This window comes from Bradyrhizobium sp., assembly GCF_027307225.1.
Taxonomy (GTDB): domain Bacteria; phylum Pseudomonadota; class Alphaproteobacteria; order Rhizobiales; family Xanthobacteraceae; genus Bradyrhizobium.
On sequence record NZ_DAHUXJ010000069.1, the window covers coordinates 12287 to 35496 of the forward strand.

The window sequence follows — 23210 nt, forward strand, 5'->3', positions numbered from 1 at the left end:
CGTGCCGAGCTGGATTGACATGTGCTCCGATGCGATGACAGGAATGAAACCGTCACGCAGATGGTGGGCCGCCTTTGAGTTCTTGTGCTGAAACAATCAGATTCCGGCGCGGGACTAGCTGGATCAGCGCGTCCTTCGCGCTGCTGATCTCCGTGTTTGCGGGCGACGCACGCGCGGCCGATCTGCCGGTGAAAGCCCCACCTCAGCCCGCGGAATACGACTGGACCGGCTTTTACATCGGCGGCCATGTCGGCCTTGCAACCGGAAACTCCGGCTGGAAGCTCGCCCCTGTCGGCGGTGCGCCGGCAGGCGACTCCTTCGGGCTCTACCAATCGCCCAACGCATTCACGGAGGCCGGCAGCTGGTTCGAAGGCGCGCAGGCCGGATACAATTATATGCTGCGAAACCGGATGGTGGTCGGTGTCGAGGCCGACGGCTCGTTTCCGCCGTTTCCCGATCTGGTGACGGGACTGACCATCGGCGGCAGTTCGAACTTTACGTCGCCATCGTTTGGCGCCGGTTCGTTCAGCGAGACCGTACGGGCATCCGGCACCGTGCGCGGCCGCATCGGCTATGCGCCGGACCACTGGCTGTTCTACGGCACCAGCGGCTTGGCCTGGACCTACGACCACGAGACGCTGACACAAAATGCGAGCGGGAACAGCGAGGACCGCTTTCTTTATCGCTTCGGCTGGGCAGCCGGCGTCGGCGTCGAGACCGCGATCGCACCCAGCTGGACCGTTCGCGGCGAGTATCTCTGGACCGATTTTCCGTCCATGACGGAGAATTTCCCGCTCTCCGGACAGCGCGTCAATTCCGGACTTTCGGAGCATCAACTCCGTCTCGCCCTCAACTATCGCTTCGACGATCCTTCGCGGCCGGCTGCCGTCGCGCCGTCGCGTTTTGCAGAGAATGCCGATATTTTCGCGGTCCATGGCCAGGCGACGTTTGTCGAGCAGGCTCATCCGGCCTTCCACTCACCCTATGAGGGACCCAACAGCCTGAGCGGTGCCGCAGATGCCAAGGAAACCTTCGACACCACGCTTTCGATCGGCGTCAAGCTGTGGCGGGGCGCGGAGTTCTGGGCCAACCCGGAAATCGACCAGGGATTCGGCTTCGACAGCACGCATGGTGTCGCCGGCTTTGTCAGCGCCGAGGCCTACAAGATCGGCTCATCCACGCCCTATGCGCGCCTGCAACGCGCGTTCCTGCGGCAGACCATCAATCTCGGCGGCGACACCGAAAAGGTCGACGACGATTTCACGCAGTTCAAGGGAACACGCTCGACCGACCGGCTGGTGCTGACGGTGGGCCGCTTCGGCATCAACGACATCTTCGACACCAACAAATACGCCAACAACCCGAAGAGCGATTTCCTGAACTGGTCGCTGGTCAATGCCGGCACATTTGACTACGCCGGCGACGGCTGGGGCTACAGCTACGGCGCGGCGGGCGAATGGTACACCGGGCAATGGACGCTGCGCGCCGGCGTATTCGATCTCTCCGCTACGCCCGCAGGCGGCGTCAGCCCCTTGGGTGGCACGCTCGATCCGACCTTCCAGCAATTCCAGCTCGTCGGCGAAATCGAGCGGCGCTACGACTTGGGGGGCCAGCCGGGCAAGATCAAGATCACCGGCTTTTTGAGTAACGGCAGAGCCGGGAATTTCAACGATGCCGTTGCGCTCGCGCAAATCACAGGGATGCCGGCCGACATCAACGCGGTGCGCGCCTATACCAGCCGCCCCGGTGTCAGCCTCAACGTCGAGCAGCAGGTGATGGATAATCTCGGCGTGTTCCTGCGCGCCGGCTGGGCCGACGGCCAGATCGAGCCGTGGGACTTCACCGACATCGACCGCACCGTTTCGGGCGGCGTTTCGATCGGCGGCAAATCATGGGGCCGGCCCGACGACACCATCGGTATCGCCGGTGTCGTGAACGGCATCTCGAGCGCCCACATCGCCTTCCTCAACACCGGTGGCCTGGGCATCCTCATCGGCGACGGGCAACTGACGAATTACGGACTGGAGAAGATTCTTGAGGCGTATTATTCGATCGCGCTCAACGCCTCGACCAAGCTCACCTTCGACTATCAGTTCGTCGACAATCCCGGCTACAACGCCGACCGCGGTCCGGCCAATGTGTTTGCCGGCCGCCTGCACTGGCAGTTTTGAGAGCGCCGTGATTTGATGGCCGCCGTTTCTCCGGAGACGGAAATATGCTGAGACGCATCACGGCCATTTCTAGTGCCGCTTTCCGAAGTTCGTGCTCCACCTCAGCACGCACCCTTCACGAACTTCGGAAAGCTATGGGCACTAGCAGACTCATGATTACAGTGCCGCTTCTCCATTTGAAGTTCCTGGATAGAATTTGCCGCTTGTGGCGCAGGAACTTCAAATGGGCGGCACTGGCCCTTCAACTCACGATCTTTTTTGCGGCATCTCCGGGTTACGCGATGGAAAAACTTGTCGTCATGATCTCCGGCGGCTTCTCGCTGGCCTACCATCAGGTCTTGCCCGAGTTCGAGCGCAGCACCGGCATCACGGTGACTACGCTGTCGGGCGCATCGCAGGGATCGGGTCCGAAGACCATCAAGTCGCAGCTTGAGCACGGCGCCGAGGTTGACGTCGTCATCCTCTCGAAGGAAGGCCTCGAGGAGTTGATGGCGGCCGGACGGATCGCCAATGGCTCGGAAGCGGAGCTCGCGAGCGTGCCGCTCGGCGCCGCCGTACGCCAGGGAAGTGCGAAGCCGGATATCGGCAGCGTCGATGCGCTCACGCGGACGCTGCTCGGCGCACGCCTGGTGGCGCTGCCTGGCAGCACCAGCGGCATCTTCATGAGAGATGAGGTGCTCCCGCGGCTCGGAATCGCCGACAAGGTGTCATCGAAATTGTTCGCGCGCGGCATCGAATCGACCGGCTCGGTCGCGGCCGGCGAAGCGGATCTCGCCATCGGGCCGGTCAGCGAAATCGTCCATCAACCCGGCATCGAACTGGTCGGCGCGCTTCCCGACGAGGTGCAGCTGATCCAGGTTTTCACAGCTGCGATGGTCAAGACGGCCCATAACCCCGAGCAGGCCAGAAAGCTGATCGGATATCTCGCATCCGACCAGACTGCGGCGGCCGTGAAGAACTCCGGCATGCAACTGCTCGGCAAGCACGGCAAACCATAAGCGTTTGGCGTGAGACCTACCCCTGACGTCATTCCGGGGCACGCGCCTTCGCGTGAACCCGGAATCTCGAGATTCCGGGTCTGGTGCTAACGCACCATCCCGGAATGACGAAGTGCCTTATCCCAGCGCCCGTAACTCCCGCCGCAGCACTTTCCCGGTTGCGGTCATCGGCAGGCTGTCGGCGAATTGAACGAAGCGCGGATATTCGTGGGCGGCGAGTTTGACCTTGACGAACTCCTGGATCTCGCGCGCGAGGCTGTCGCTCGCCGCAAAACCCGGCCGCAGCACGATCCATGCCTTGATCGATTCCGTACGCACGGGATCGGGAATGCCGACCACCGCCGACATCGCGACCGCCGGATGCTTCAGGAGGCAATCCTCGATCTCGGAGGGGCCGACGCGATAGCCGGCCGTGGTGATGACGTCGTCCTCGCGGCTCAGGTACCAGAAGTAGCCGTCCTCATCCTGCCATCCGAGATCGCCGGTCAATAGAAAACCACCGGCGTATTTCCTTTGGGTGGCTTCCGGATTCTTCCAGTATTCGATCATGGTGACGGGATTGGGCTGGCCTACGCCGATGATGCCACGCCTGCCACGCGGCACCTCGTTGCCATGCTCGTCGATGATGCGCACGTCGAAGCCGGGCGTCGCCTTGCCCATCGAACCCGGCCGGATCGGAAACAGCCTGGCGTTATTGCCGACGCAGAGATTGCATTCGGTCTGGCCGTAGGCTTCGTGGACCTCGATGCCGAACGTGGCGCGAACCCAGTTGAGCAACTCCGCGCCGAGCGCCTCGCCGCCGGAAAAGATGCTGCGCAGCCTGACGCCCGGATGTTTGACCTCGGCCTGCCGCATCAGCTTCAGCGCCGTCGGCGGCAGGAAGACATTGCGTATCTTGTGGTCGGCCATCAGCTGCATCGCCGCCTGCGGATCGAACTTCCTGGCGCGATGACCGACCACCGGCACGCCGTGATAGAGCGCGGGGAACAGCACGTCGAAAATTGCGCCGATCCAGGCCCAGTCCGCCGGCGTCCACATCACGTCGTCAGTTCTCGGGAAGAAATCGTGGACCATCTCGACATTGGGCAGATGGCCGAGCAACACGCGATGTGCGTGCAGCGCGCCCTTGGGATTCCCGGTAGTGCCCGAGGTGTAGATGATCATCGCGGGATCGTCGGCCGCCGTGTCGACGGTCGCAAAATCCGCCGAGGCAGCCTTCAACGCCGGCCAGAATGCCTTCGTGCCGGCCGGCGCCTCATTGCCAACAAGATAGACCTTCTTCAGGTCGGGAAGCTTGTGGCGAATTTTCGCAAGCTTCTCCCAGCCGCTCGCATCGGTCACGATGGCTTTGGCGCCGGAATTGGCGAGGCGAAATTCAAGCGCATCTTCGCCGAACAGTGCAAACAGCGGAATGGAGACCATGCCGGCGCGAAACGCCGATAGATGCGCCAGCGGCAATTCCACCGACTGCGAGAGAAACAGCGCGACGCGGTCGCCCGCCGCAAGGCCGTCAGCTTTCAGCACATTGGCGAAGCGGCGCGACAGGTCCGCGAGTTCATCGAAGGAGACGTGGCGCGACGAGCCGCCTTCGTCAACATAGATCAGCGCCAGACGCGAGGTGCCATCGGCATGGCGATCGCAGCAGGCCGTCGCTATGTTGAAGCGCGGTGGAATCTCCCAGCGAAATTCGCGGCAGAGTTTGTCGTAGTCGTTGGTTTCGGTGAGCATGGCCCGGCTCCATCTTCCGTCATGGCCGGCGTGGCATTAAAAGGACGGCTTCGCTTCCGCTCGCCTATGCCGGACCATCCGCGTCTTTTTGCTTGCCGCTAGTTTTAAAGACGTGGATGCCCGGGACAAGCCCCCGGCATGACGAAGATAGTAGAATTGAAATCAGTTCGCTTTTTCCATCGCGATCTCGGCCTCGAGGCTGGCGACGTCGCGGTAAATCGAAGCGACCGCAAGCACCCGCCGGCCGCTGACGTAGCGAACCAGGCAGTCCTTCGCGGCGATATCGCCGTCGATCTCGATTTTGTCCCACTTCTCGGCGTGGCCGACATAGTTGATCGGCACGTCGTAGTGCTGGCTCCAGAAGAACGGCACGTCGTCGAAGGCCTGGCGTTGCCCCAGCATGTTGCGCGCAGCCGCCTGACCCTGCCGCTCCGCCACCACCCAGTGCTCGACCCGGATGGCTTGTCCGGAATGCTTGTCCGGCCAGCGGGCAATATCGCCGGCGGCATAGATCCCGGGAACACTGGTTTCAAGATACACATTCACGATCACGCCGCGGTCGACCGCAAGCCCGGCTTTTTCAGCGAGCGCAAGACGCGGCTTCACGCCGACGCCGATGACGACGAGATCGGCTTCGATCACGCCGCCGCTCTTCAAGCTGGCGCGCTTGCCATCGATCGACGTGACGGTGTCGCCGAGGTGGAAGATGACGCCATGCTCCTCATGCAGTGCGCGGACGAGGTCGCCCATTTCTGCGCCCAGCACGCGCTCCATCGGCCGCTGTTCGAGGCCGACGACGTGTACCTCGATGTCCCTCGCACGCAATGATGCCGCCACTTCGAGGCCGATGAAGCTCGCGCCGATCACCACCGCACGCCGCGCATCCTTGGCGGAGGCGATGATCGCGCGGCTGTCGTTCAACGACCGCAGCAGGTGAACGTGCGGCTGATCGGCACCCGGGATCGGCAACTTCACCGGCTCGGCGCCGGTCGCCAGCAGCAGGCGATCGTAGGGAACGCTCTCGCCGCCGGCGAGCAGCACTTTCCTTGATGTGGTGTCGATCGACGTGACCTCGACACCAAGCCGCAAATCGATGTTCGCTTCGCGGTAGAAATCGTCAGAACGCAGCGGCATCCAGTCTTCCGGCGCGCTGCCGGCGAGATAATCTTTCGACAGGTTCGGCCGATCGACCGGCGCGGCCGCCTCCTGGCTCAGCATCACGATGCTGCCGCGATATTGCTGCCGCCGCAGCATCTCGGCGGCGGCAAATCCGGCCGCGCCACCGCCGACGATCACGATCCGTGACGGCGCATCGATGGCGCCCTTGATGCACGGCTTCGGCTGTTCGCGTTTTTGCTTCACGACAATGCGCTCACCTTCGCGTTCGACCTTCCAGACCGATAGCGGGCTGAACGCAGGCGCGTGGGTCGCCTCGCCAGTGCGCAAGTCGAAACAGGCGTGGTGCCAGGGACAGCGAATGCCCTCGCCCTCGACGACGCCATCGGCGAGCGGGCCGTGATAATGGCTGCAATGCGCGTCGATGGCGAAGATCTCGGTCCCGGAACGCACCAGCAGCACTTCGTCGTCGCCGACATGCCCGAGCAGCATGGTGCCCGGGAAGTCGGAAGTCGCGACGCCCTTGGACAGATCGGGGCCGGCGGGTGACGCTTTCTGATCTGCCATACTCTTGCTCCGCTGTGTTAGGTCTACTCCGCCGTGTCAGGTCGCCATTCCCAAAAATTCCTGACGGGTCAGTGCGTTGTCGCGAAAGCAACCAAGCATCCGGCTGGTCACGAGATCGGTGTCCGGCTTGTGGACGCCGCGCGTGGTCATGCAATGGTGCGACGCCTTGATAATCACGCCGACGCCTTGCGGTTTCAACACCTCGTTGATGGTGTTGGCGATCTGCGCGGTCATCTTCTCCAGGATCTGAAGCCGCCGGGCGTAGACGTCGACGATTCGCGCCAGCTTGCTGATGCCGATCACGCGGCCGTTCGGAATATAGGCCACCCAAGCCTGGCCGATGATCGGAGCCATGTGGTGCTCGCAATGGCTCTCAAACCGGATGCCGCGCAGCACAATCATCTCGTCATAGCCTTCGATTTCCTCGAAGGTCTTTTCCAGGATCTCGGCGGGGTCCTGGTCGTAGCCCGAGAAGAATTCCTCGAAGGCGCGCGTCACGCGGGCCGGGGTCTCCAAGAGGCCGTCTCGTTCGGGGCGATCGCCCGTCCACCGTATGATGGTACGGAAAGCCGCCTCGACCTCGGCTCTGCTTGGTTTTAGGTTCTCCGGCTGCGGCGCTCTCGCGCGATCCAGCGCATGGACGGTTGGGCTCATCTGGAATGGCTCTCCAAGGGGATGACGATCGTGAACCCATTGGATGTTCCGGCAGCCGAAAGGTTCCGCAAAAGACGCAGCCGTAACCTTCTCCCCTGGCTGAAGAGGGTACGAAGCAAATCGAGGTTACGAACTCAGTGCGGCCTTCACCAGGCCGCTGGCCTTGCCGAAATCCATCTGCCCGGCAAATTTCGCTTTCAGCGCGCCCACGACCTTGCCCATGTCCTTCATGCCGGCCGCGCCGGTCTCCTTGATGGCGGCAGCAATCGCAGCCTTCACATCGTCATCCGACATCTGCTTCGGGAGATAGGCCGAAATCACCGCGATCTCCTCGCGCTCCTGCGCCGCGAGTTCGGCGCGGCCGCCTTTTTCATAGAGCTCGACCGATTCCTGGCGCTGCTTGATCATCTTCTGGAAGACACCGAGCAGGTCGGCATCGGACAACGGCGGCTTGCCCTCACCGCGCGCGGCGATATCGGCGTTCTTGATGGTCGAATTGACCATCCGCAGCGTGGAGAGCTTGCGCTCCTGCTTGGCCTTCATCGCCTCCTTGACCGCGTTGTTGATGTCGTCGCGCAGCATGGAATCACCCTCTTTTCGGCTTGGAACGCTGATCTAGGCCGTTCGACTGACCTAGACAACCGGCGTTCCAGCCGCAGGCAGGCAACCCGCCCGAAAATAGGCGGAAAACGCATGTGAATCAGGCGTTGGCGGCTTTGACGCGGGCGACGCGCGCGACTATGTAGAGGCCTCATGACCACATCAGAAAACGCTGCCGCCTGGCCGGACCACAAGCCGACCGCACTTCTCGTGCTGGCCGATGGAACGGTGCTGGAAGGCTTTGGGCTCGGCGCCGAGGGCCACGCCGTCGGCGAGGTCTGCTTCAACACCGCGATGACCGGTTATGAGGAGATCCTCACCGATCCCTCCTATGCCGGGCAACTGATTACCTTCACCTTCCCGCATATCGGCAACGTCGGCACCAACGACGAGGACATCGAGACGGTGAACATGGCGGCGACGCCCGGCGCGCGCGGGGTGATCCTGCGCACGGCGATATCAGATCCCTCGAATTACCGCGCCTCCCGCCACCTCGACCAATGGCTGAAGGCGCGCGGCATCATCGGCCTTTCGGGCATCGACACCCGTGCACTGACGGCGCTGATCCGAAGCAAGGGCATGCCCAACGCCGTCATCGCCCACGCGAGGAACGGCCAATTCGACCTTCATGCCTTGAAGGAAGAGGCGCGGGAATGGCCGGGCCTGGAAGGCATGGACCTCGTGCCGATGGTGACGTCCGCCCAGCGCTTCACCTGGGACGAGACGCCGTGGGCGTGGGAGACGGGATTTGGCCGGCAAGACGCGCCCCAATTCAACGTGGTCGCGGTCGATTACGGCATCAAGCGCAACATCCTTCGGCTGCTGGCCGGCGTCGGCTGCAAGGTCACCGTGGTGCCAGCCACGACGTCGGCCGAAGACATTCTGGCGATGAAGCCGGACGGTGTGTTCCTGTCGAACGGTCCGGGCGATCCGGCCGAGACCGGAAAATATGCCGTGCCGGTGATCCAGAAGGTCATCAATTCCGGCACACCAACTTTCGGCATTTGTCTCGGCCACCAGATGCTGGGGCTCGCCGTCGGCGCCAAGACCAGGAAGATGCATCAGGGCCATCACGGCGCCAATCATCCGGTCAAGGACGAGACCACCGGCAAGGTCGAGATCACCTCGATGAACCACGGCTTTGCAGTGGATCAGGCGACGCTGCCGAAAGGCGCAACCCAGACGCATATCTCGCTGTTCGATGGTTCCAATTGCGGAATCGCGCTCGAGGGCAAGCCGGTCTTCTCCGTGCAGTACCACCCGGAAGCCTCGCCCGGTCCGCGCGACTCGCATTACCTGTTCGATCGCTTCGCCGATCTGATGCGGACAAACAAGCGGGCGTAGGCCAGCGTTCCCCGGATGCTGCGCGGTGCGCCGTAAGCGCGTTCACGCGCGTCTTTCGACGCGCTATGGCTGCGCGGCGTAATGCGCTGCTGATCCGGGGCCCTCCAAGGCCGATTTGAATAACCAGGTCCCGGCTCTGCGGCGCACCGCCGAAGAGGCGCTGCACCGCGTCCGGGACACGAGTTCGGTATTTCTTGCCGGTATCGCTATCATTTTGTATGATAACCATCATCGTAAAGCTGCGCTGCAGGAAATGCCCATGACCGATAACCCCACCCGCAAGGTCGAATATGGCGTGACGCCGACCGAGGTGATGGCCTCGATGTCCGGCATCGATTTCCTCCGCGCGATGTTCGCTGGCCAACTGCCGGCGCCGCCGATCATGCAGAACATCGAGCCATTCGATCATTCGGTCGAGCCCGGCATCGTGTCGTTCTCCAGCGTTCCCGGCTTCCGCCACTACAACCCGATCGGTTCGGTACATGGCGGCTACGCTGCGACCTTGCTCGATTCCGCGATGGGGCTCGCGGTGCATTCGACGCTGCCGGTGGGCTCCGGCTACACCACGCTCGAATTCAAGATCAGCTTCATTCGCGGCATGACCAAGGATACCGGCGTGGTACGATCCGAAGGCCGCACACTCAATGTCGGCCGCCGCGCCGCCACCGCGGAAGCCCGCATCACCGACGCCAAGGGCCGGCTGCTCGCGCATGCGACGACAACATGTCTGGTGTTCGAGATTCCAGGTCCGCCCGCCAAGGGAATGTGACGAGGAACGCGACCCGCTGAAAACCATTCCGGAAGTGAAATTGCCGAACAGCGCCCCCGTCATCGGCACGGACAGGCCGCTGGAAAGGTTGTGGAAGGGCTGACGTCATTGCGAGGAGCATAAGCGCCGACCCCTCTTCGCTCGCTGTGCGAGCGACGCGGGGTAGCAGTCCGCCGAAGCGCCCTTGCGCGAAGGCGGAAGCAATCCAGCCTTGTTTTAAGCTGGATCACTCGCAATGACATGACCAGCTAAGTCGCGTTGCTACCTTCCTGACGCGACGCCTCGAACAGGAACCAGGTGCGCCGTTCGGTCTCGTCGATGAAGGTCTCGAGCAGCCCCGCGGTGCCGGAATCCTCGTTGTCGTCGCACAGCTTGTGCGCCTTTCGCATCGCGGTTGCGATGTGCTTGTTGTCTTCCATCAATTCGCGCAGCATCTCGCGCGGCGGCACATAGTCCTCGTCATTATCCTTGATGGTTTGCAACTTCGAGACCTGACCGATCGACCGCACCGTGTTGCCGCCGAGCTTGCGCACCCGCTCCGCCAGTTGATCGGTGGTGGCGAAGATCGCATCCGATTGCTCGTCGAGCATCAGGTGATAGTCGTGGAAATGCCGGCCACTGACGTGCCAGTGGAAATTCTTGGTTTTCAGATAAAGCGCGAAAGCGTCGGCCAACAACACGTTGAGGGTGCCTGAGATCTTGTCGACGGCGGCTTTCGGAATGTCGGACGGGGTATCGAGATCGGGGGACGTTTTGCTGGCTTTGCTCACGGCAGACCTTCCTGTTAGGAACTGGAACTGGAACTGGCGCTGGAGTTCTGATTCCGACGTTCGCAAGCAGTTGAGGCGAATTCAGATGCGAACGTCGGAATCAAAAGAACTCCAGCAACTTATTGTTTCCAGTGCGGCTTTCGAATTTGCAGTTCCTATGACGAACTCGCGGGTGGACTGATAGGAACTTCAAATTCGCCGCACTGGCGGCGATGGACATCGCTCGTCGGAACACTTAACGCCTCTTGGGCAAGGCAGTTCCTCTGCCGGGAACCTCGGGAAATCATGGACGACTGGATCGACTATTACGATTCCACGCATACGATTTATGCCAGCAAGCTGCACCGCGACCTGCATTTTCAGCTGATTGCGCGGGACATTGTCGGCTACATCGGCTCGCCCGATGCGGTGGTGCTGGATTACGCCTGCGGCGAGGCGCTTTCGGCGGCAAGGGTCGCGGAAGCCTGCGGCATGCTCTATCTGGCCGAGCCGGCGCCGGGGGTGCGCGGCCGGCTGATCGCCCGCTTCGCGCCCAATACCAAGATCCGCGTGCGCTCGCTGGAAGATCTGCGGAAGATGGCCGAGCGCTCGATCGACCTCGTGGTGATGAACTCGGTTGCTCAATATATGACGGCGGAGGAGCTGGATTCGGCCTTTGTAACGGTGCGGCGGCTGTTGAAGCCGGGCGGACGGCTGGTGGTGGGCGATGTGCTTCGCCCGGAAGTCGGCATGCCCCGCGACGTGATCGCGCTGTTGCGCTTCGCCGCGGCCCACGGATTCCTGCGCGACGCGCTGATCGGACTGATCTCGACCGCTTTGTCGGATTATCGGCAATTGCGCAGCCGCATCGGGCTTCAGCGCTACGGCGAGGCCGAGATAGTCGCCAAACTGGAGCATGCCGGCTTCACCGCCTCGCGCGTGGCCGTCAATATCGGCCATAATCCGTGGCGGATGACCTTCGTCGGGCGACCCTCGCTCGCCGCGTGAGCGTCACACCTCGGTAGGGTTAATCGCAGGGCGGAGTGGCCGAACCGCCGGCGTTGGGCGAAAATGGACGCGGCCCGGTGGCGGAAGCGTCGACGCGAGAGCAATGCAATGCTCTTTATCCTGGTTCAAATCCAGGCCGGGCCTCCAGCCTTCGCTCGCTTTGCAAGCTACGGCTAGGCAGGCCAGCCAGCGACGCCGACCACTTCCTCCCGTACCTGCAAAAGCTGGGAAAATGCCGGTTGATGGCCCTTTATTGGGGGTTTCGCGGCTGCAAAATCTGGTCTAAAGACCGCGAGCGCGCGAGGGGCCTTCCTCACGCAGTGGCTTGAGGGACGCGCAAAAAGCGCGCCCTTTTTTTGTGCCTGTTTTCCTGCCCGCGAGACTAGTGGAGTGGATTTGACATTCGCTACTCACCCAGCCGCGAGTTCGGAAAGCGAATGTCAAATCCAAAGCTCCACTAGCAACATATATTTGCTAGTGGTCCTGCGATTCTAACATTCGCAAGAGTGACTGCCGAGAAGAGATGCGAATGTTTGAATCGGACCACTAGATGCCCAAAAGAACTGACATCTCCACCATCCTGATCATCGGCGCCGGTCCCATCGTGATCGGCCAGGCCTGCGAGTTCGACTATTCCGGCACGCAGGCGGTGAAGACGCTGAGGGAAGAGGGTTACCGCATCGTCCTGGTCAATTCCAATCCGGCGACGATCATGACCGACCCGGAGCTCGCGGACGCCACCTATATCGAGCCGATCACGCCCGAAATCGTCGCCAAGATCATCGAGAAGGAACGCCACGTCATTCCCGGCGGCTTCGCGCTGCTGCCGACCATGGGCGGGCAGACCGCGCTTAACTGCGCGCTGTCGCTGCGCCGGCTGGGCACGCTTTCCAAATTCGACGTCGAGATGATCGGCGCCACGGCCGACGCCATCGACAAGGCGGAAGACCGCCAGCTGTTCCGCAACGCCATGGAGAAGATCGGGCTGCAAACCCCGAAGTCGCGGCTTGCAAACGCATCGTCGTTGAAGAAATCCGACCGCGACAGATATCTCGCCGACCGCGAGAAGCTTGCAGGCGAGGCGCTGGAGCAATTCGAGCGGCAGTGGACGCTCGGCGAAAACGAGCGGCGCAAGCGCTATCAGCAGCTGGCGCTCGCCGAAGCGCTGATGGCGCTGTCGGAGATCGGCCTGCCCGCCATCATCCGTCCCTCCTTCACCATGGGCGGCACCGGCGGCGGCATCGCCTACAACAAGGAAGAGTTCATCGACATCATCGAGCGCGGGCTCGACGCCTCGCCGACCAATGAGGTCCTGATCGAGGAATCCGTCTTGGGGTGGAAAGAGTTCGAGATGGAGGTGGTCCGCGACAAGAAGGACAACTGCATCATCGTCTGCTCGATCGAGAACCTCGATCCGATGGGCGTTCACACCGGCGATTCGATCACGGTCGCGCCGGCGCTGACGCTCACCGACAAGGAATACCAGATCATGCGCGACGCCTCGCTCGCGGTGCTGCGCGAGATCGGGGTGGAAACCGGCGGCTCCAACGTGCAGTTCGGCGTCAATCCGGCGGACGGCCGCATGGTCGTGATCGAGATGAATCCACGCGTGTCGCGCTCGTCCGCGCTCGCCTCCAAGGCCACCGGCTTTCCGATCGCCAAGGTCGCGGCCAAGCTTGCCGTCGGCTACACGCTCGACGAAATCGCAAACGACATCACCGGCGGCGCGACGCCGGCCTCGTTCGAGCCGACCATCGATTACGTCGTCACCAAGATTCCACGCTTTGCGTTCGAAAAATTTCCCGGTGCTTCCACCACGCTGACCACATCGATGAAGTCGGTCGGCGAAGTGATGGCGATCGGCCGCACCTTCCAGGAAAGCCTGCAAAAGGCTCTGCGCGGACTTGAGACCGGCCTCACCGGGCTCGACGAAATCGAGATCGAAGGTTTGGGGCGCGACGACGACAAGAACGCGATCCGCGCGGCGCTCGGCACGCCGACGCCGAACCGCCTGCTGCAGGTGGGCCAGGCCATGCGGCTCGGCTGGAGCGACGAAGACATCTTCAACTCCTGCAAGATCGATCCGTGGTTTCTGGCGCAGATGCGCTCGATCGTCGACATGGAAGCCAAGGTCAAGCAGGACGGCCTGCCGCCCAACGCGTTCGGCCTGCGCACGCTGAAAGCAATGGGCTTCTCCGACGCGCGCCTGGCCGTGCTTGCCAACATGACCGAGGCCGAGGTGAAAGCGCGGCGCCACGCGCTCGGCGTTCGCCCGGTGTTCAAGCGTATCGATACCTGCGCTGCCGAGTTCGCTTCGCCGACCGCTTATATGTACTCGACCTACGAGGCGCCGTTCGCGGGGCCACCGGCCGATGAAAGCGCGCCGTCCGCAAAGGACAAGGTCATCATCCTCGGCGGCGGTCCCAACCGGATCGGCCAGGGCATCGAGTTCGACTATTGCTGCTGCCATGCCTGCTTCGCACTGCATGATGCCGGCTACGAATCCATCATGATCAATTGCAATCCGGAGACGGTGTCGACCGACTACGACACTGCCGACCGGCTGTATTTCGAGCCGCTGACGGCCGAGGATGTGCTCGAGATCATCGCGACCGAACAACAGAACGGCCGCCTGCACGGCGTGATCGTGCAGTTCGGCGGACAGACGCCGCTGAAGCTCGCGCACGCGCTGGAAGCAGCCGATGTGCCCATCCTCGGCACCTCGCCCGACGCCATCGATCTCGCCGAAGACCGCGACCGCTTCAAGCGCGTGCTCGACAAATTGCGACTGAAGCAGCCGAAGAACGGCATCGCCTATTCGGTCGAGCAGGCGCGCCTCGTCGCCGCCGATCTCGGCCTGCCGCTGGTGGTGCGCCCCTCTTACGTGCTCGGCGGCCGCGCCATGCAGATCATTCGCGAGGACAACCAGCTCAGCGACTATCTGCTCGGTACCCTGCCCGAGCTCGTGCCCGGCGACGTCAAGGCGCGCTATCCGAACGACAAGACCGGACAGATCAACACCGTGCTGGGCACCAATCCGCTGCTGTTCGACCGCTATCTCTCCGATGCGACCGAAGTCGACGTCGATTGCCTCTGCGACGGCAAGGACACCTTCATCGTCGGCATCATGGAGCATATCGAGGAAGCCGGCATTCACTCCGGCGATAGCGCCTGCTCGCTGCCGCCGCATTCGCTCACCGCCGAGGCGATTGCGGAGCTGGAACGTCAGACCCGCGAGCTCGCGCTCGGGCTCGACGTGGTCGGTCTGATGAACGTGCAATACGCCATCAAGGACGGCGATATCTACGTGCTCGAGGTCAACCCGCGCGCCTCGCGCACGGTGCCGTTCGTCGCCAAGGTGATCGGCACGCCGGTGGCCAAGATCGCGGCCAGGCTGATGGCGGGCGAGAAGCTCGCTGACTTTAATTTGAAGAAGGGCAAGCCCGACCATGTCGGCGTCAAGGAATCGGTGTTTCCGTTTGCGCGCTTCCCCGGCGTCGACACGGTGCTGGGACCGGAGATGCGCTCGACCGGCGAAGTAATGGGCATCGACCGCACCTTCGAGATCGCGTTTGCCAAGAGCCAGCTCGGCGGCGGCACCCGCGTGCCACGCAGGGGCACGGTGTTCGTGTCCGTGCGCGAAATCGACAAGACCCGCATCGTCGATGCAGTCCGGTTGCTGTACTCGCTGGGTTTCAAGGTGATGGCGACGTCAGGCACGCAACGCTTCCTCACCGACCATGGCGTGCCGACCGAGAAGGTGAACAAGGTGCTGGAAGGACGGCCGCACATCGTCGACGCCATTACCAATGGCGATATTCAACTGGTTTTTAACACCACCGAGGGGCCGCAGGCATTGGCCGATAGTCGCTCGTTGAGGCGCGCTGCCCTCTTGCATAAAGTGCCGTATTACACCACTCTCTCGGGTGCCGTGGCGGCTGCCCAGGGCATCCGCGCCTATCTGGGCGGAGACCTTGAGGTCCGTACCCTGCAGAGCTATTTTTCCGAAACCTGATCATGAGCGGGCCCAAAAGCGCCCGCTTGTTGATTGGTAGTAAAGCCAGGATTGGCTGGGAACTCTCCGCCCCAATCGAAGTTGTAGCGGCCTGTTCGAAGGCCGAAATGAATAGGCCCACGGGCTTTCGCATCAAACGACGAAAGCCCGATCTGGAAGACGTTTCGCGCGAGCCGCGCATCATGCGGCCCGCGCGATTGAAGGACGAAGAAGATGATGGAAAAGGTTCCAATGACCTCGCTCGGTTACGCCGCACTCGAGGAAGAGTTGAAGAAGCGTCAAAGCGTGGACCGCCCGCGCATTATCGAACACATCGCGGAAGCGCGTTCGCACGGCGACCTTTCGGAGAACGCGGAATATCACGCTGCAAAAGAGGAGCAGTCGCATAATGAAGGCCGCATCGCCGAGCTCGAAGACAAGCTCGCGCGCGCCGACATAATCGACATTTCCAAGCTCTCCGGTGACACCATCAAGTTCGGCGCGACCGTCACGCTGGTCGACGAGGACACCGACAAGAAGGCGGTGTGGCAGCTCGTCGGTGAAGTCGAGGCCGACGCCAAGAAAGGCAGGATTTCCATCACCTCGCCGCTCGCGCGCGCGCTGATCGGCAAGAAGAAAGGCACCACCGTGGAAGTCATGGCGCCCGGCGGCGCCAAGGCCTACGAGATCACCAAGGTGGAGTGGCGCTGAGCTCCATCCGGAAATTACAATCAAAAAGCCACTTACAAAAGGCCGCGCCGCTATTGCGGCCTCTCCGATGCGAACTTCGCAGTCAAAGGAGCTCTAGCAACTTACGAACTCACGGCGAAACTGATAGGAACTCCAAATTCGCTAGGATCGGCGGCAGGGGTGCGCGCGTTCCGGGCGACGCACATTCCGGATGTCCAACAGGGGGCGACGACATGGACCAGATGTTTTCAAAATTTCAGCCGCTCGCGCTGAGTTTGTTTCGCTTCATCACCGGCCTGCTGTTATTTCAGTACGGCATAGCAAAGATCTTCAAATTTCCAGTCATCCCTCAATTCGCCAATCCTCCGCCGCTGATCATGACGGCGGGCGGGATCGAACTCGTGCTCGGCGCACTTTTGATGATCGGACTCTTCTCCCGCATCACAGCGTTCATCCTGTCGGGCGAAATGGCGTTTGCCTATTTCATCAGCCATTTCCCGCGCGGCTTCTTGCCGTTGATCAACAACGGCACGGCCGCGATCCTGTTCTGCTTCGCATGTCTGTATCTTGCGACATCGGGCCCCGGTCCCTACAGCGTCGATGCGGCGATGGGAAAGAAGAGCTGACGCGAAGCGTCATTCCGGAGAGCGAAATGAAAATAAGCGTATCCGGAATCTCGAGATTCCCGATGCGCAATTGCGCATCCGAGGTCCGGTGCTGGCGCACCATTCCGGAATGACGGATTAGTTACCCCCTCGGCTTCGCTTCCAGCGGCACGACGGCGTCATATTTCGAGTTATGCAGAACCAGCGATGTTCTGACATTGCGCACGTGCGGCGCAGCGGTCAGGTGGGTGACGAAGTCCTGGAACGTCGCCATGTCGGGCGCAACGCATTTCAGAACGAAATCGACTTCGCCCGACAGCATCCAGCATTCCCGCACCAGCGGCTCGGCGCGGACAAAATCCTCGAAGGCGCGCAGGTCGGCATCGGCCTGGCTCGACAAATGGACGGACGCAAACACGGTGACGTCGAATCCGAGCTTGCGCGGGTCGAGTAACCCGCGATAGCCCAGGATGTAACCGGCCTCCTCCAGCGCCCGGACGCGCCGCAGGCAGGGCGGCGGTGAAATGCCGACGCGTTTGGCCAATTCGACGTTGGTGATTCGGCCATCAGCCTGGATTTCGCTCAGGATTTTGAGGTCAATTTCGTCAAGGTTCTTCGACACGCGGTCCGGCTTCCAAGGGCTGCAGGTGATTTGAAGCTGGCGGCTCGTGCCTTCAGCTTTCTGGTGGCAACACTCTTAGCGCAGCTCGCCGTGGTTGCGCAATTTTATTGCGCGTGCGCCGCGACAAATTTCTTGCTCACGGGAAATTTTGCCGATTTGGATTGCAATTCTTGCATAGCTCGCCAGATGCCCTAAAGTTGGATTTGGCACTTTCGGCGCCTTCGCGGCGCTTTCCAGGGCAAATCCAGCTCAAGCGCTCATCAAATTCCCTTCGAAAGGGATCGGTTCATGTCTGCTCCCGTCCACGCCAAGGTGGTCATTATCGGTTCCGGCCCGGCCGGTTATACCGCGGCGATCTATGCGGCGCGCGCCATGCTTGAACCGATTCTGATCCAGGGCATCCAGCCCGGCGGGCAGCTCACCATCACGACAGACGTGGAAAACTACCCGGGTTTTGCCGACGTGATCCAGGGCCCGTGGCTGATGGATCAAATGGAGAAACAGGCGGCCCATGTCGGGACCAAGATCGTAACCGACCTCGTCAACAAGCTCGAACTGGCGCAGCGGCCGTTCCGCCTGACCTGCGACTCGGGCGACGTCTACCTGGCCGAAACCGTCATCCTCGCCACCGGCGCCCAGGCCCGCTGGCTGGGCTTGCCGTCGGAAGAGAAGTTCAAGGGATTTGGCGTCTCGGCCTGCGCGACCTGCGATGGATTCTTCTATCGCGGCAAGGAAGTCATCGTGGTCGGCGGCGGCAACACCGCGGTCGAGGAAGCGCTGTTTCTGACCAACTTCGCCTCGAGGGTAACCATCGTGCATCGCCGCGACCACTTCCGCGCCGAGCGCATCCTGCAAGAGCGCCTGTTCAAGCACCCCAAGATCAAGGTGGTGTGGGACTCAGCGGTCGACGAGATCAGGGGCGGAGAGAATCCGTCCAAGGTCACCCATGTCCGGCTGAAGAACGTCAAGACCGGCGCGCTGAGCGAACTTTCGGCCGACGGCGTCTTCGTCGCGATCGGCCATGCGCCCGCGACCGACCTCGTCACAGGACAGATCAAGCTGAAGCCGTCGGGCTATGTCGAGGTCGCCCCGAACTCGACCGCGACTTCGGTGCCGGGCCTGTTTGCCGCCGGCGACGTCGCCGACGAAACCTACCGCCAGGCGGTCACGGCCGCCGGCCTGGGCTGCATGGCAGCCCTTGAAGCCGAGCGTTTTTTGGCGCTGCGCGCGAGTGATCGCGCGGCAGCGGAGTGAATATGAACCGAACTCGCGATGGATTTATGGATATGGATTGGGACAAGCTGAAGGTGTTTCACGCTGCGGCCGAAGCTGGGAGCTTCACGCATGCCGGCGAGCAGCTCGGCCTCTCGCAATCGGCCGTCTCCCGCCAGGTGAGCGCGCTGGAGCAGGAATTGTCGGTATCGCTGTTTCACCGCCATGCGCGCGGCCTGATCCTGACCGAACAGGGCGACCTTCTGTTTCGCACCGCACATGACGTGTTCATGCAGTTGCAGGCGGCGCGCGCGAAATTGACCGACAGCCGCGAGCGGCCGAGCGGCGATCTCAAGATCACCACCACGCCGGGCGTCGGCATCAACTGGCTGATTCCCCGGCTCGGCGAGTTCACCGCGCTTTACCCGGAGATCCGCATTTCGCTGATCGTCACCGACGAAGAGCTCGACCTGTCGATGCGCGAGGCGGACGTCGCGATCCGCACCCGCAAGCCGACCCAGCCCGACCTGATCCAGCGCAAGCTGTTTGCGATGGGCTTTCACGCCTATTGCTCGCCGGATTACATCAAGCGATTCGGCACGCCGCGCACGCTTGAAGAGCTCGACCAGCATCGAATCATCATGCTGTCCGACGGACAGGTCGCGCCGCATCTGCAAAACCGGAGCTGGCTGATCGAGGCAGGCCGCAACGGTACCGGGCCGCGCGAGCCCTACTTCAAGGTCAACAACATTCTTGGCCTGGTGCGGGCCTGTCAGCAGGGGTTGGGGATCGCGGCGCTGCCGGACTATCTGATCGAAGAGAACGGCCGCCTCGTGCAACTATTCGGCGAATCGGACTCCATCCAGCTCGACACCTATTTCGTTTATCCCGAAGAGTTGAAGACGGTGGCCCGGGTGCAGGTATTCCGTGACTTCGTGGTGAGCAAGGCGCAGCGCTGGCCGTCCTAAATCACGGTGCGATGACAAGAAATCGCATCGTGATCTCATCTATTTATTTGAGATTCGAACATGATCTCCGCACAAATGCATTTGCGTTTGTCGCGAGGAAAAAGTCGGCTTCCACTTTTCGCTAACGCGGCCTTCGATCCGGATCGCGCTCTAATTATCAGTCGATAACCGATGCCCGCATGTCTGACATGCGGCATCCCCCGTTGCTGCACGGCACCCCGTGAGGCCATAGTGTTTGGACACTGAGCTTTCGCGCTGCGCACATGTCCCCCTCCTCCTGTGGCGCGGGTGTTCGGTTATCCCTCTTGGAAGGTGATTGTGTCGGCCCAACGAGGCCAATACTTAAAGCCGGGCTCTCACGAGCCCGGCTTTTTTCTACCCGGGATTTTTCACGTGAGGCGCGTTTTTCATGATGAGAAAGACGCGCTTCCGTTGACAGCGGAAGCTGCAGCCCGCATCATCCCTTCCATGTTCACGACTTCGTGCGCCGCCATCCATTCGAAAAAAGCCACCCTTCCGGGGGCTTCGGATCGACGCGCGCGATAGACTTCTCGTGACCTGCCGATCTGCAACCCCTGCCGCGAGGTGGGGTTTTTTGTGTCCCGTCTCCGGCCAATCAGGAGATGGACCATGACTGCCCCTGTTTCTTCCTGCGTGCAATCGTCCGGCCTCAGGTCACACTTGCACGGCCTCTGGCTGCCGCTGGTCACGCCGTTTTGCGACGGCGTGGTGGATGAGGTTTCGCTGCGGCGGCTGGTAACGCATTACGCAGCCTTGCCGATCGACGGCCTGATCCTGGCCGCGACCTCAGGCGAAGGCCTGGCGCTTGGCATGTCGGAATTGGAATGGATCGTCGCGGTGGCGCGAGAGATAAGCGCCGAGAGCCGACGCTATCTGCCGATCTGCCTCGGGCTGGCGGGCAGCCACACCCGCAAGATGTGCAACACCCTTGACGAGACCGCCGGCTGGCCGATCGACGGCTATCTGATCTCGAGTCCCTATTACTCGCGGCCGTCGCAACGCGGTCTGCTGCAGCACTTCACTGTGCTCGCCGATCACGCCTCCTGGCCGATCATGCTGTACAACATTCCCTACCGCGCCTCGGTCAATCTCGAGACCGAGACACTGCTCGAGCTCGCTTGCCACCCCAACATCGTCGGCATGAAGGATTGCGGCGCCAACCGCGCGCAGTCGATCGAATTGTTGCGTCGCCGGCCAGCCGGCTTTCGCATCCTGACCGGCGAGGATGCACTCTATTTCGAGGCGCTCAGCGATGGCGCCGACGGCGCGATCCTGTTGTCGGCCCATATCGAGACCGCAACTTTTGCCGCCATCGGCAGCCTGTTCCGGGAAGGCGAACAGGGTGCGGCGCGTGCACGCTGGGAAAGCGTATCCGCCCTGACCCGGCTGCTCTTTGCCGAGCCGAGCCCGGCGCCGGCCAAGTATTGGCTGGCGCGCAACGGTCTGATCGACAGCGCCGAGGTGCGCCTGCCGATGGTCGAGGTGAGCCGTGAACTCGCCGCTCGCCTCGACGCCGAGATCGCGCGGTGCCAGGCGGTGCTGACCGGAGCCGATTAAAGCCTGGCGCGGGCGAGCCGTAAGGCATTGCCAATCACGCTGATCGAGGACAGCGCCATCGCGGCTGCCCCCACCATCGGCGACAGCAGGATGCCGAACACCGGATAAAGCACACCCGCCGCGATCGGCACGCCGGCCGCGTTGTAGACAAAGGCGAAAGCCAGATTCTGGCGGATGTTGCCCATGGTCGCGGCCGACAATCGCCTCGCCCGGACGATCCCTGCGAGATCGCCGGTCAGGAGCGTCACGCCCGCGCTTTCGATCGCGACGTCCGTGCCACCGCCCATCGCAATGCCGACGTCGGCCGCGGCGAGCGCCGGTGCGTCATTGATGCCGTCACCCACCATGGCGACACGGCGGCCCTCTTTGCGAAGGCGCTGCACCACCTCACCCTTTCGCTCCGGCAATACGCCGGCCTCGATCTCCGCAATATCGAGCTGCGATGCGACCGCTCGCGCAGTGCTCGCGTTATCGCCGGTCAGCATCACAATGCGCAGGCCTTCCGACCGCAACGCCGCAATTGCTTCTTTCGCCGAAGCCTTGATCGGATCGGCGATGGCGATCACGCCGGCGGCGCGGCCATCGAGCGCCGCATAAAGGGCGGTCGCGCCGGAGGCGCGTGTGGCTTCCGCGGCCGCGTCCAGTCCGCCGGTTGCAATGTTCATATCCTGCATCAGCGCGGCGTTGCCGAGCGCAACCGCGCTGCCCTGAACCATGCCACTGGCGCCCTTGCCCGGATGCGCGATGAAATTCGACACCGCCTGGAAAGAGACGCCGCGCGCTTTCGCGGCCTCGATCACCGCACGTCCGAGTGGATGCTCGCTGGCCTGCTCGACGCTTGCCGCGAGTTGCAGCAGCGTATTCTCATCGACACCGGACGCCGCGACAATCGACGTGAGCTTCGGCTTGCCTTCGGTGAGCGTACCGGTCTTGTCGATGACGATGGTGTCGATGCGCTCGAAAGCTTCCAGCGCTTCGGCGTCGCGGATCAGAATGCCTGCACGCGCCCCGCGCCCGACGCCCACCATGATCGACATCGGCGTCGCGAGCCCGAGCGCGCAGGGACAGGCGATGATCAGCACGGTGACGGCCGCGATCAGCGCAAAGGTGAGGCGCGGTTCAGGGCCGAAGCTGATCCAGGCGGCAAAGGCAAGAAGCGCCGATCCGATCACGGCCGGAACGAACCAGCCGGCAACGCGATCGGCGAGCCGCTGGATCGGCGCGCGCGAGCGCTGCGCCCGCGCCACCATGTCAACGATCCGCGCCAGCATGGTGTCACGCCCGACCTGTTCGGCACGAAACACCAGCGCGCCGCTCTGGTTGACCGTGCCGCCGATGACGCGCGCGCCTTCGGCTTTTTGCACCGGCATCGGCTCGCCCGTCACCATGGATTCGTCGACGAAGGAACTGCCCTCCACGACCCGGCCGTCGACCGGAATCTTCTCGCCGGGCCGAACCCGCAGGCGATCCCCGACCGCAATCGCCTCGATCGCGACATCCTCGTCGCCGCGATCGGCAATACGCCGCGCGGTTTTTGGCGCGAGGCCAAGCAGCGCGCGGATGGCGCCCGAGGTACGCTCGCGCGCCCGTAATTCCAGTATCTGGCCGAGCAGCACCAGCACGGTGATCACCGAGGCGGATTCGAAATAAACCGGCACCGTTCCGTCCAATCCCCGGAAGGCAGGCGGGAACAGGCCGGGCGCAAGGGCGGCCACGAGGCTGTAGAGCCAGGCCACGCCGACGCCGATTGCGATCAGGGTGAACATGTTGAGGTTGCGGCTGACGAGGGAGCGGGCGCCGCGAACGAAGAACGGCCAGCCGGCCCAGAGGACCACCG

General features: G+C 62.5%; 18 protein-coding genes and 1 tRNA gene. 12 read left to right on the forward strand and 7 right to left on the reverse strand.

Annotation, left to right across the window (positions count from 1 at the left end):
• The first annotated feature begins 74 nt into the window (after positions 1-74).
• Positions 75-2171, forward strand: coding sequence for a carbohydrate porin (locus M6D32_RS12040; protein ID WP_298256323.1), 2097 nt, complete (start codon positions 75-77; stop codon positions 2169-2171).
• A 281-nt stretch (positions 2172-2452) separates the two neighbouring features.
• Positions 2453-3169, forward strand: a complete 717-nt coding sequence (locus M6D32_RS12045) for a substrate-binding domain-containing protein (RefSeq protein ID WP_298256325.1) — start codon at positions 2453-2455, stop codon at positions 3167-3169.
• Positions 3170-3286: 117 nt separating this feature from the next.
• On the opposite strand, the gene M6D32_RS12050 is transcribed toward M6D32_RS12045, so the two are convergent.
• The 4 genes from M6D32_RS12050 to M6D32_RS12065 form a co-directional block, all read right to left on the reverse strand.
• A complete protein-coding gene (locus tag M6D32_RS12050) occupies positions 3287-4897 on the reverse strand; it encodes an acyl-CoA synthetase (protein ID WP_298256327.1) in 1611 nt (536 codons plus the stop codon).
• Positions 4898-5059: 162 nt separating this feature from the next.
• A complete protein-coding gene (locus tag M6D32_RS12055; protein ID WP_298256329.1) occupies positions 5060-6580 on the reverse strand; it encodes an FAD-dependent oxidoreductase in 1521 nt (506 codons plus the stop codon).
• A 36-nt stretch (positions 6581-6616) separates the two neighbouring features.
• On the reverse strand, positions 6617-7234 hold the full coding sequence (gene folE / locus M6D32_RS12060) for a GTP cyclohydrolase I FolE (RefSeq protein ID WP_298256331.1): 618 nt from the start codon (positions 7232-7234) through the stop codon (positions 6617-6619).
• Positions 7235-7360: 126 nt separating this feature from the next.
• Positions 7361-7816 (reverse strand): GatB/YqeY domain-containing protein, encoded by a 456-nt coding sequence (locus tag M6D32_RS12065; RefSeq protein WP_298256333.1) that lies wholly within the window; start codon positions 7814-7816, stop codon positions 7361-7363.
• Positions 7817-7987: 171 nt separating this feature from the next.
• Here M6D32_RS12065 and carA point away from each other — a divergent pair, with 171 nt between their 5' ends.
• Positions 7988-9178, forward strand: coding sequence for a glutamine-hydrolyzing carbamoyl-phosphate synthase small subunit (gene carA, locus M6D32_RS12070; RefSeq protein ID WP_298256335.1), 1191 nt, complete (start codon positions 7988-7990; stop codon positions 9176-9178).
• A 259-nt stretch (positions 9179-9437) separates the two neighbouring features.
• Positions 9438-9947 (forward strand): PaaI family thioesterase, encoded by a 510-nt coding sequence (locus tag M6D32_RS12075; protein ID WP_298256337.1) that lies wholly within the window; start codon positions 9438-9440, stop codon positions 9945-9947.
• 248 nt (positions 9948-10195) lie between these two features.
• Here M6D32_RS12075 and M6D32_RS12080 read toward each other — a convergent pair whose 3' ends face one another.
• Complete coding sequence (locus M6D32_RS12080) at positions 10196-10717, reverse strand: DNA starvation/stationary phase protection protein (protein WP_298256339.1); 522 nt, start codon at positions 10715-10717, stop codon at positions 10196-10198.
• 285 nt (positions 10718-11002) lie between these two features.
• Here M6D32_RS12080 and M6D32_RS12085 point away from each other — a divergent pair, with 285 nt between their 5' ends.
• From M6D32_RS12085 to M6D32_RS12105, 5 genes are all read left to right on the forward strand, one after another.
• Positions 11003-11704 (forward strand): class I SAM-dependent methyltransferase, encoded by a 702-nt coding sequence (locus M6D32_RS12085; RefSeq protein ID WP_298256342.1) that lies wholly within the window; start codon positions 11003-11005, stop codon positions 11702-11704.
• Between the two features lie 71 nt (positions 11705-11775).
• A tRNA-OTHER gene (locus M6D32_RS12090) sits at positions 11776-11851 on the forward strand.
• Positions 11852-12254: 403 nt separating this feature from the next.
• On the forward strand, positions 12255-15719 hold the full coding sequence (gene carB, locus M6D32_RS12095) for a carbamoyl-phosphate synthase large subunit (protein WP_298256344.1): 3465 nt from the start codon (positions 12255-12257) through the stop codon (positions 15717-15719).
• Between the two features lie 216 nt (positions 15720-15935).
• A complete protein-coding gene (gene greA / locus M6D32_RS12100; RefSeq protein WP_298256346.1) occupies positions 15936-16409 on the forward strand; it encodes a transcription elongation factor GreA in 474 nt (157 codons plus the stop codon).
• 212 nt (positions 16410-16621) lie between these two features.
• Positions 16622-17014: a DoxX family protein gene (locus M6D32_RS12105; protein ID WP_298256348.1), complete on the forward strand. Its 393-nt coding sequence runs from the start codon at positions 16622-16624 to the stop codon at positions 17012-17014.
• A gap of 121 nt (positions 17015-17135) precedes the next feature.
• Here the strand turns inward: M6D32_RS12105 and M6D32_RS12110 are convergent, their stop codons facing one another.
• Positions 17136-17615, reverse strand: coding sequence for an Lrp/AsnC family transcriptional regulator (locus M6D32_RS12110; RefSeq protein ID WP_298256350.1), 480 nt, complete (start codon positions 17613-17615; stop codon positions 17136-17138).
• A 288-nt stretch (positions 17616-17903) separates the two neighbouring features.
• Between M6D32_RS12110 and trxB the strand changes: the two genes are divergently transcribed.
• The 3 genes from trxB to M6D32_RS12125 all read left to right on the forward strand — a co-directional run bounded on the left by trxB (position 17904) and on the right by M6D32_RS12125 (position 21373).
• Positions 17904-18869, forward strand: coding sequence for a thioredoxin-disulfide reductase (trxB, locus tag M6D32_RS12115; RefSeq protein ID WP_298256352.1), 966 nt, complete (start codon positions 17904-17906; stop codon positions 18867-18869).
• A 2-nt stretch (positions 18870-18871) separates the two neighbouring features.
• Entirely contained in the window at positions 18872-19795 is a 924-nt protein-coding gene (locus M6D32_RS12120) for a LysR family transcriptional regulator (RefSeq protein WP_298256354.1), read from the forward strand.
• A gap of 630 nt (positions 19796-20425) precedes the next feature.
• Positions 20426-21373, forward strand: coding sequence for a 4-hydroxy-tetrahydrodipicolinate synthase (locus M6D32_RS12125; protein ID WP_298256356.1), 948 nt, complete (start codon positions 20426-20428; stop codon positions 21371-21373).
• Here M6D32_RS12125 and M6D32_RS12130 read toward each other — a convergent pair.
• Positions 21370-23210 (reverse strand): copper-translocating P-type ATPase (locus tag M6D32_RS12130; RefSeq protein ID WP_298256358.1); only part of this gene is annotated, 1841 nt, incomplete at its 5' end. The genes M6D32_RS12125 and M6D32_RS12130 overlap by 4 nt on opposite strands.

What these genes read in the sequence shown, in the direction of transcription:
- M6D32_RS12045 (WP_298256325.1), top strand. Translation starts at nt 2,453, where the DNA reads ATGGAAAAACTTGTCGTCATGATCTCCGGCGGCTTCTCGCTGGCCTAC.
- M6D32_RS12050 (WP_298256327.1), bottom strand. Translation starts at nt 4,897, where the DNA reads ATGCTCACCGAAACCAACGACTACGACAAACTCTGCCGCGAATTTCGC.
- M6D32_RS12055 (WP_298256329.1), bottom strand. Translation starts at nt 6,580, where the DNA reads ATGGCAGATCAGAAAGCGTCACCCGCCGGCCCCGATCTGTCCAAGGGC.
- folE (WP_298256331.1), bottom strand. Translation starts at nt 7,234, where the DNA reads ATGAGCCCAACCGTCCATGCGCTGGATCGCGCGAGAGCGCCGCAGCCG.
- M6D32_RS12065 (WP_298256333.1), bottom strand. Translation starts at nt 7,816, where the DNA reads ATGCTGCGCGACGACATCAACAACGCGGTCAAGGAGGCGATGAAGGCC.
- carA (WP_298256335.1), top strand. Translation starts at nt 7,988, where the DNA reads ATGACCACATCAGAAAACGCTGCCGCCTGGCCGGACCACAAGCCGACC.
- M6D32_RS12075 (WP_298256337.1), top strand. Translation starts at nt 9,438, where the DNA reads ATGACCGATAACCCCACCCGCAAGGTCGAATATGGCGTGACGCCGACC.
- M6D32_RS12085 (WP_298256342.1), top strand. Translation starts at nt 11,003, where the DNA reads ATGGACGACTGGATCGACTATTACGATTCCACGCATACGATTTATGCC.
- carB (WP_298256344.1), top strand. Translation starts at nt 12,255, where the DNA reads ATGCCCAAAAGAACTGACATCTCCACCATCCTGATCATCGGCGCCGGT.
- greA (WP_298256346.1), top strand. Translation starts at nt 15,936, where the DNA reads ATGGAAAAGGTTCCAATGACCTCGCTCGGTTACGCCGCACTCGAGGAA.
- M6D32_RS12105 (WP_298256348.1), top strand. Translation starts at nt 16,622, where the DNA reads ATGGACCAGATGTTTTCAAAATTTCAGCCGCTCGCGCTGAGTTTGTTT.
- trxB (WP_298256352.1), top strand. Translation starts at nt 17,904, where the DNA reads ATGTCTGCTCCCGTCCACGCCAAGGTGGTCATTATCGGTTCCGGCCCG.
- M6D32_RS12120 (WP_298256354.1), top strand. Translation starts at nt 18,872, where the DNA reads ATGAACCGAACTCGCGATGGATTTATGGATATGGATTGGGACAAGCTG.
- M6D32_RS12125 (WP_298256356.1), top strand. Translation starts at nt 20,426, where the DNA reads ATGACTGCCCCTGTTTCTTCCTGCGTGCAATCGTCCGGCCTCAGGTCA.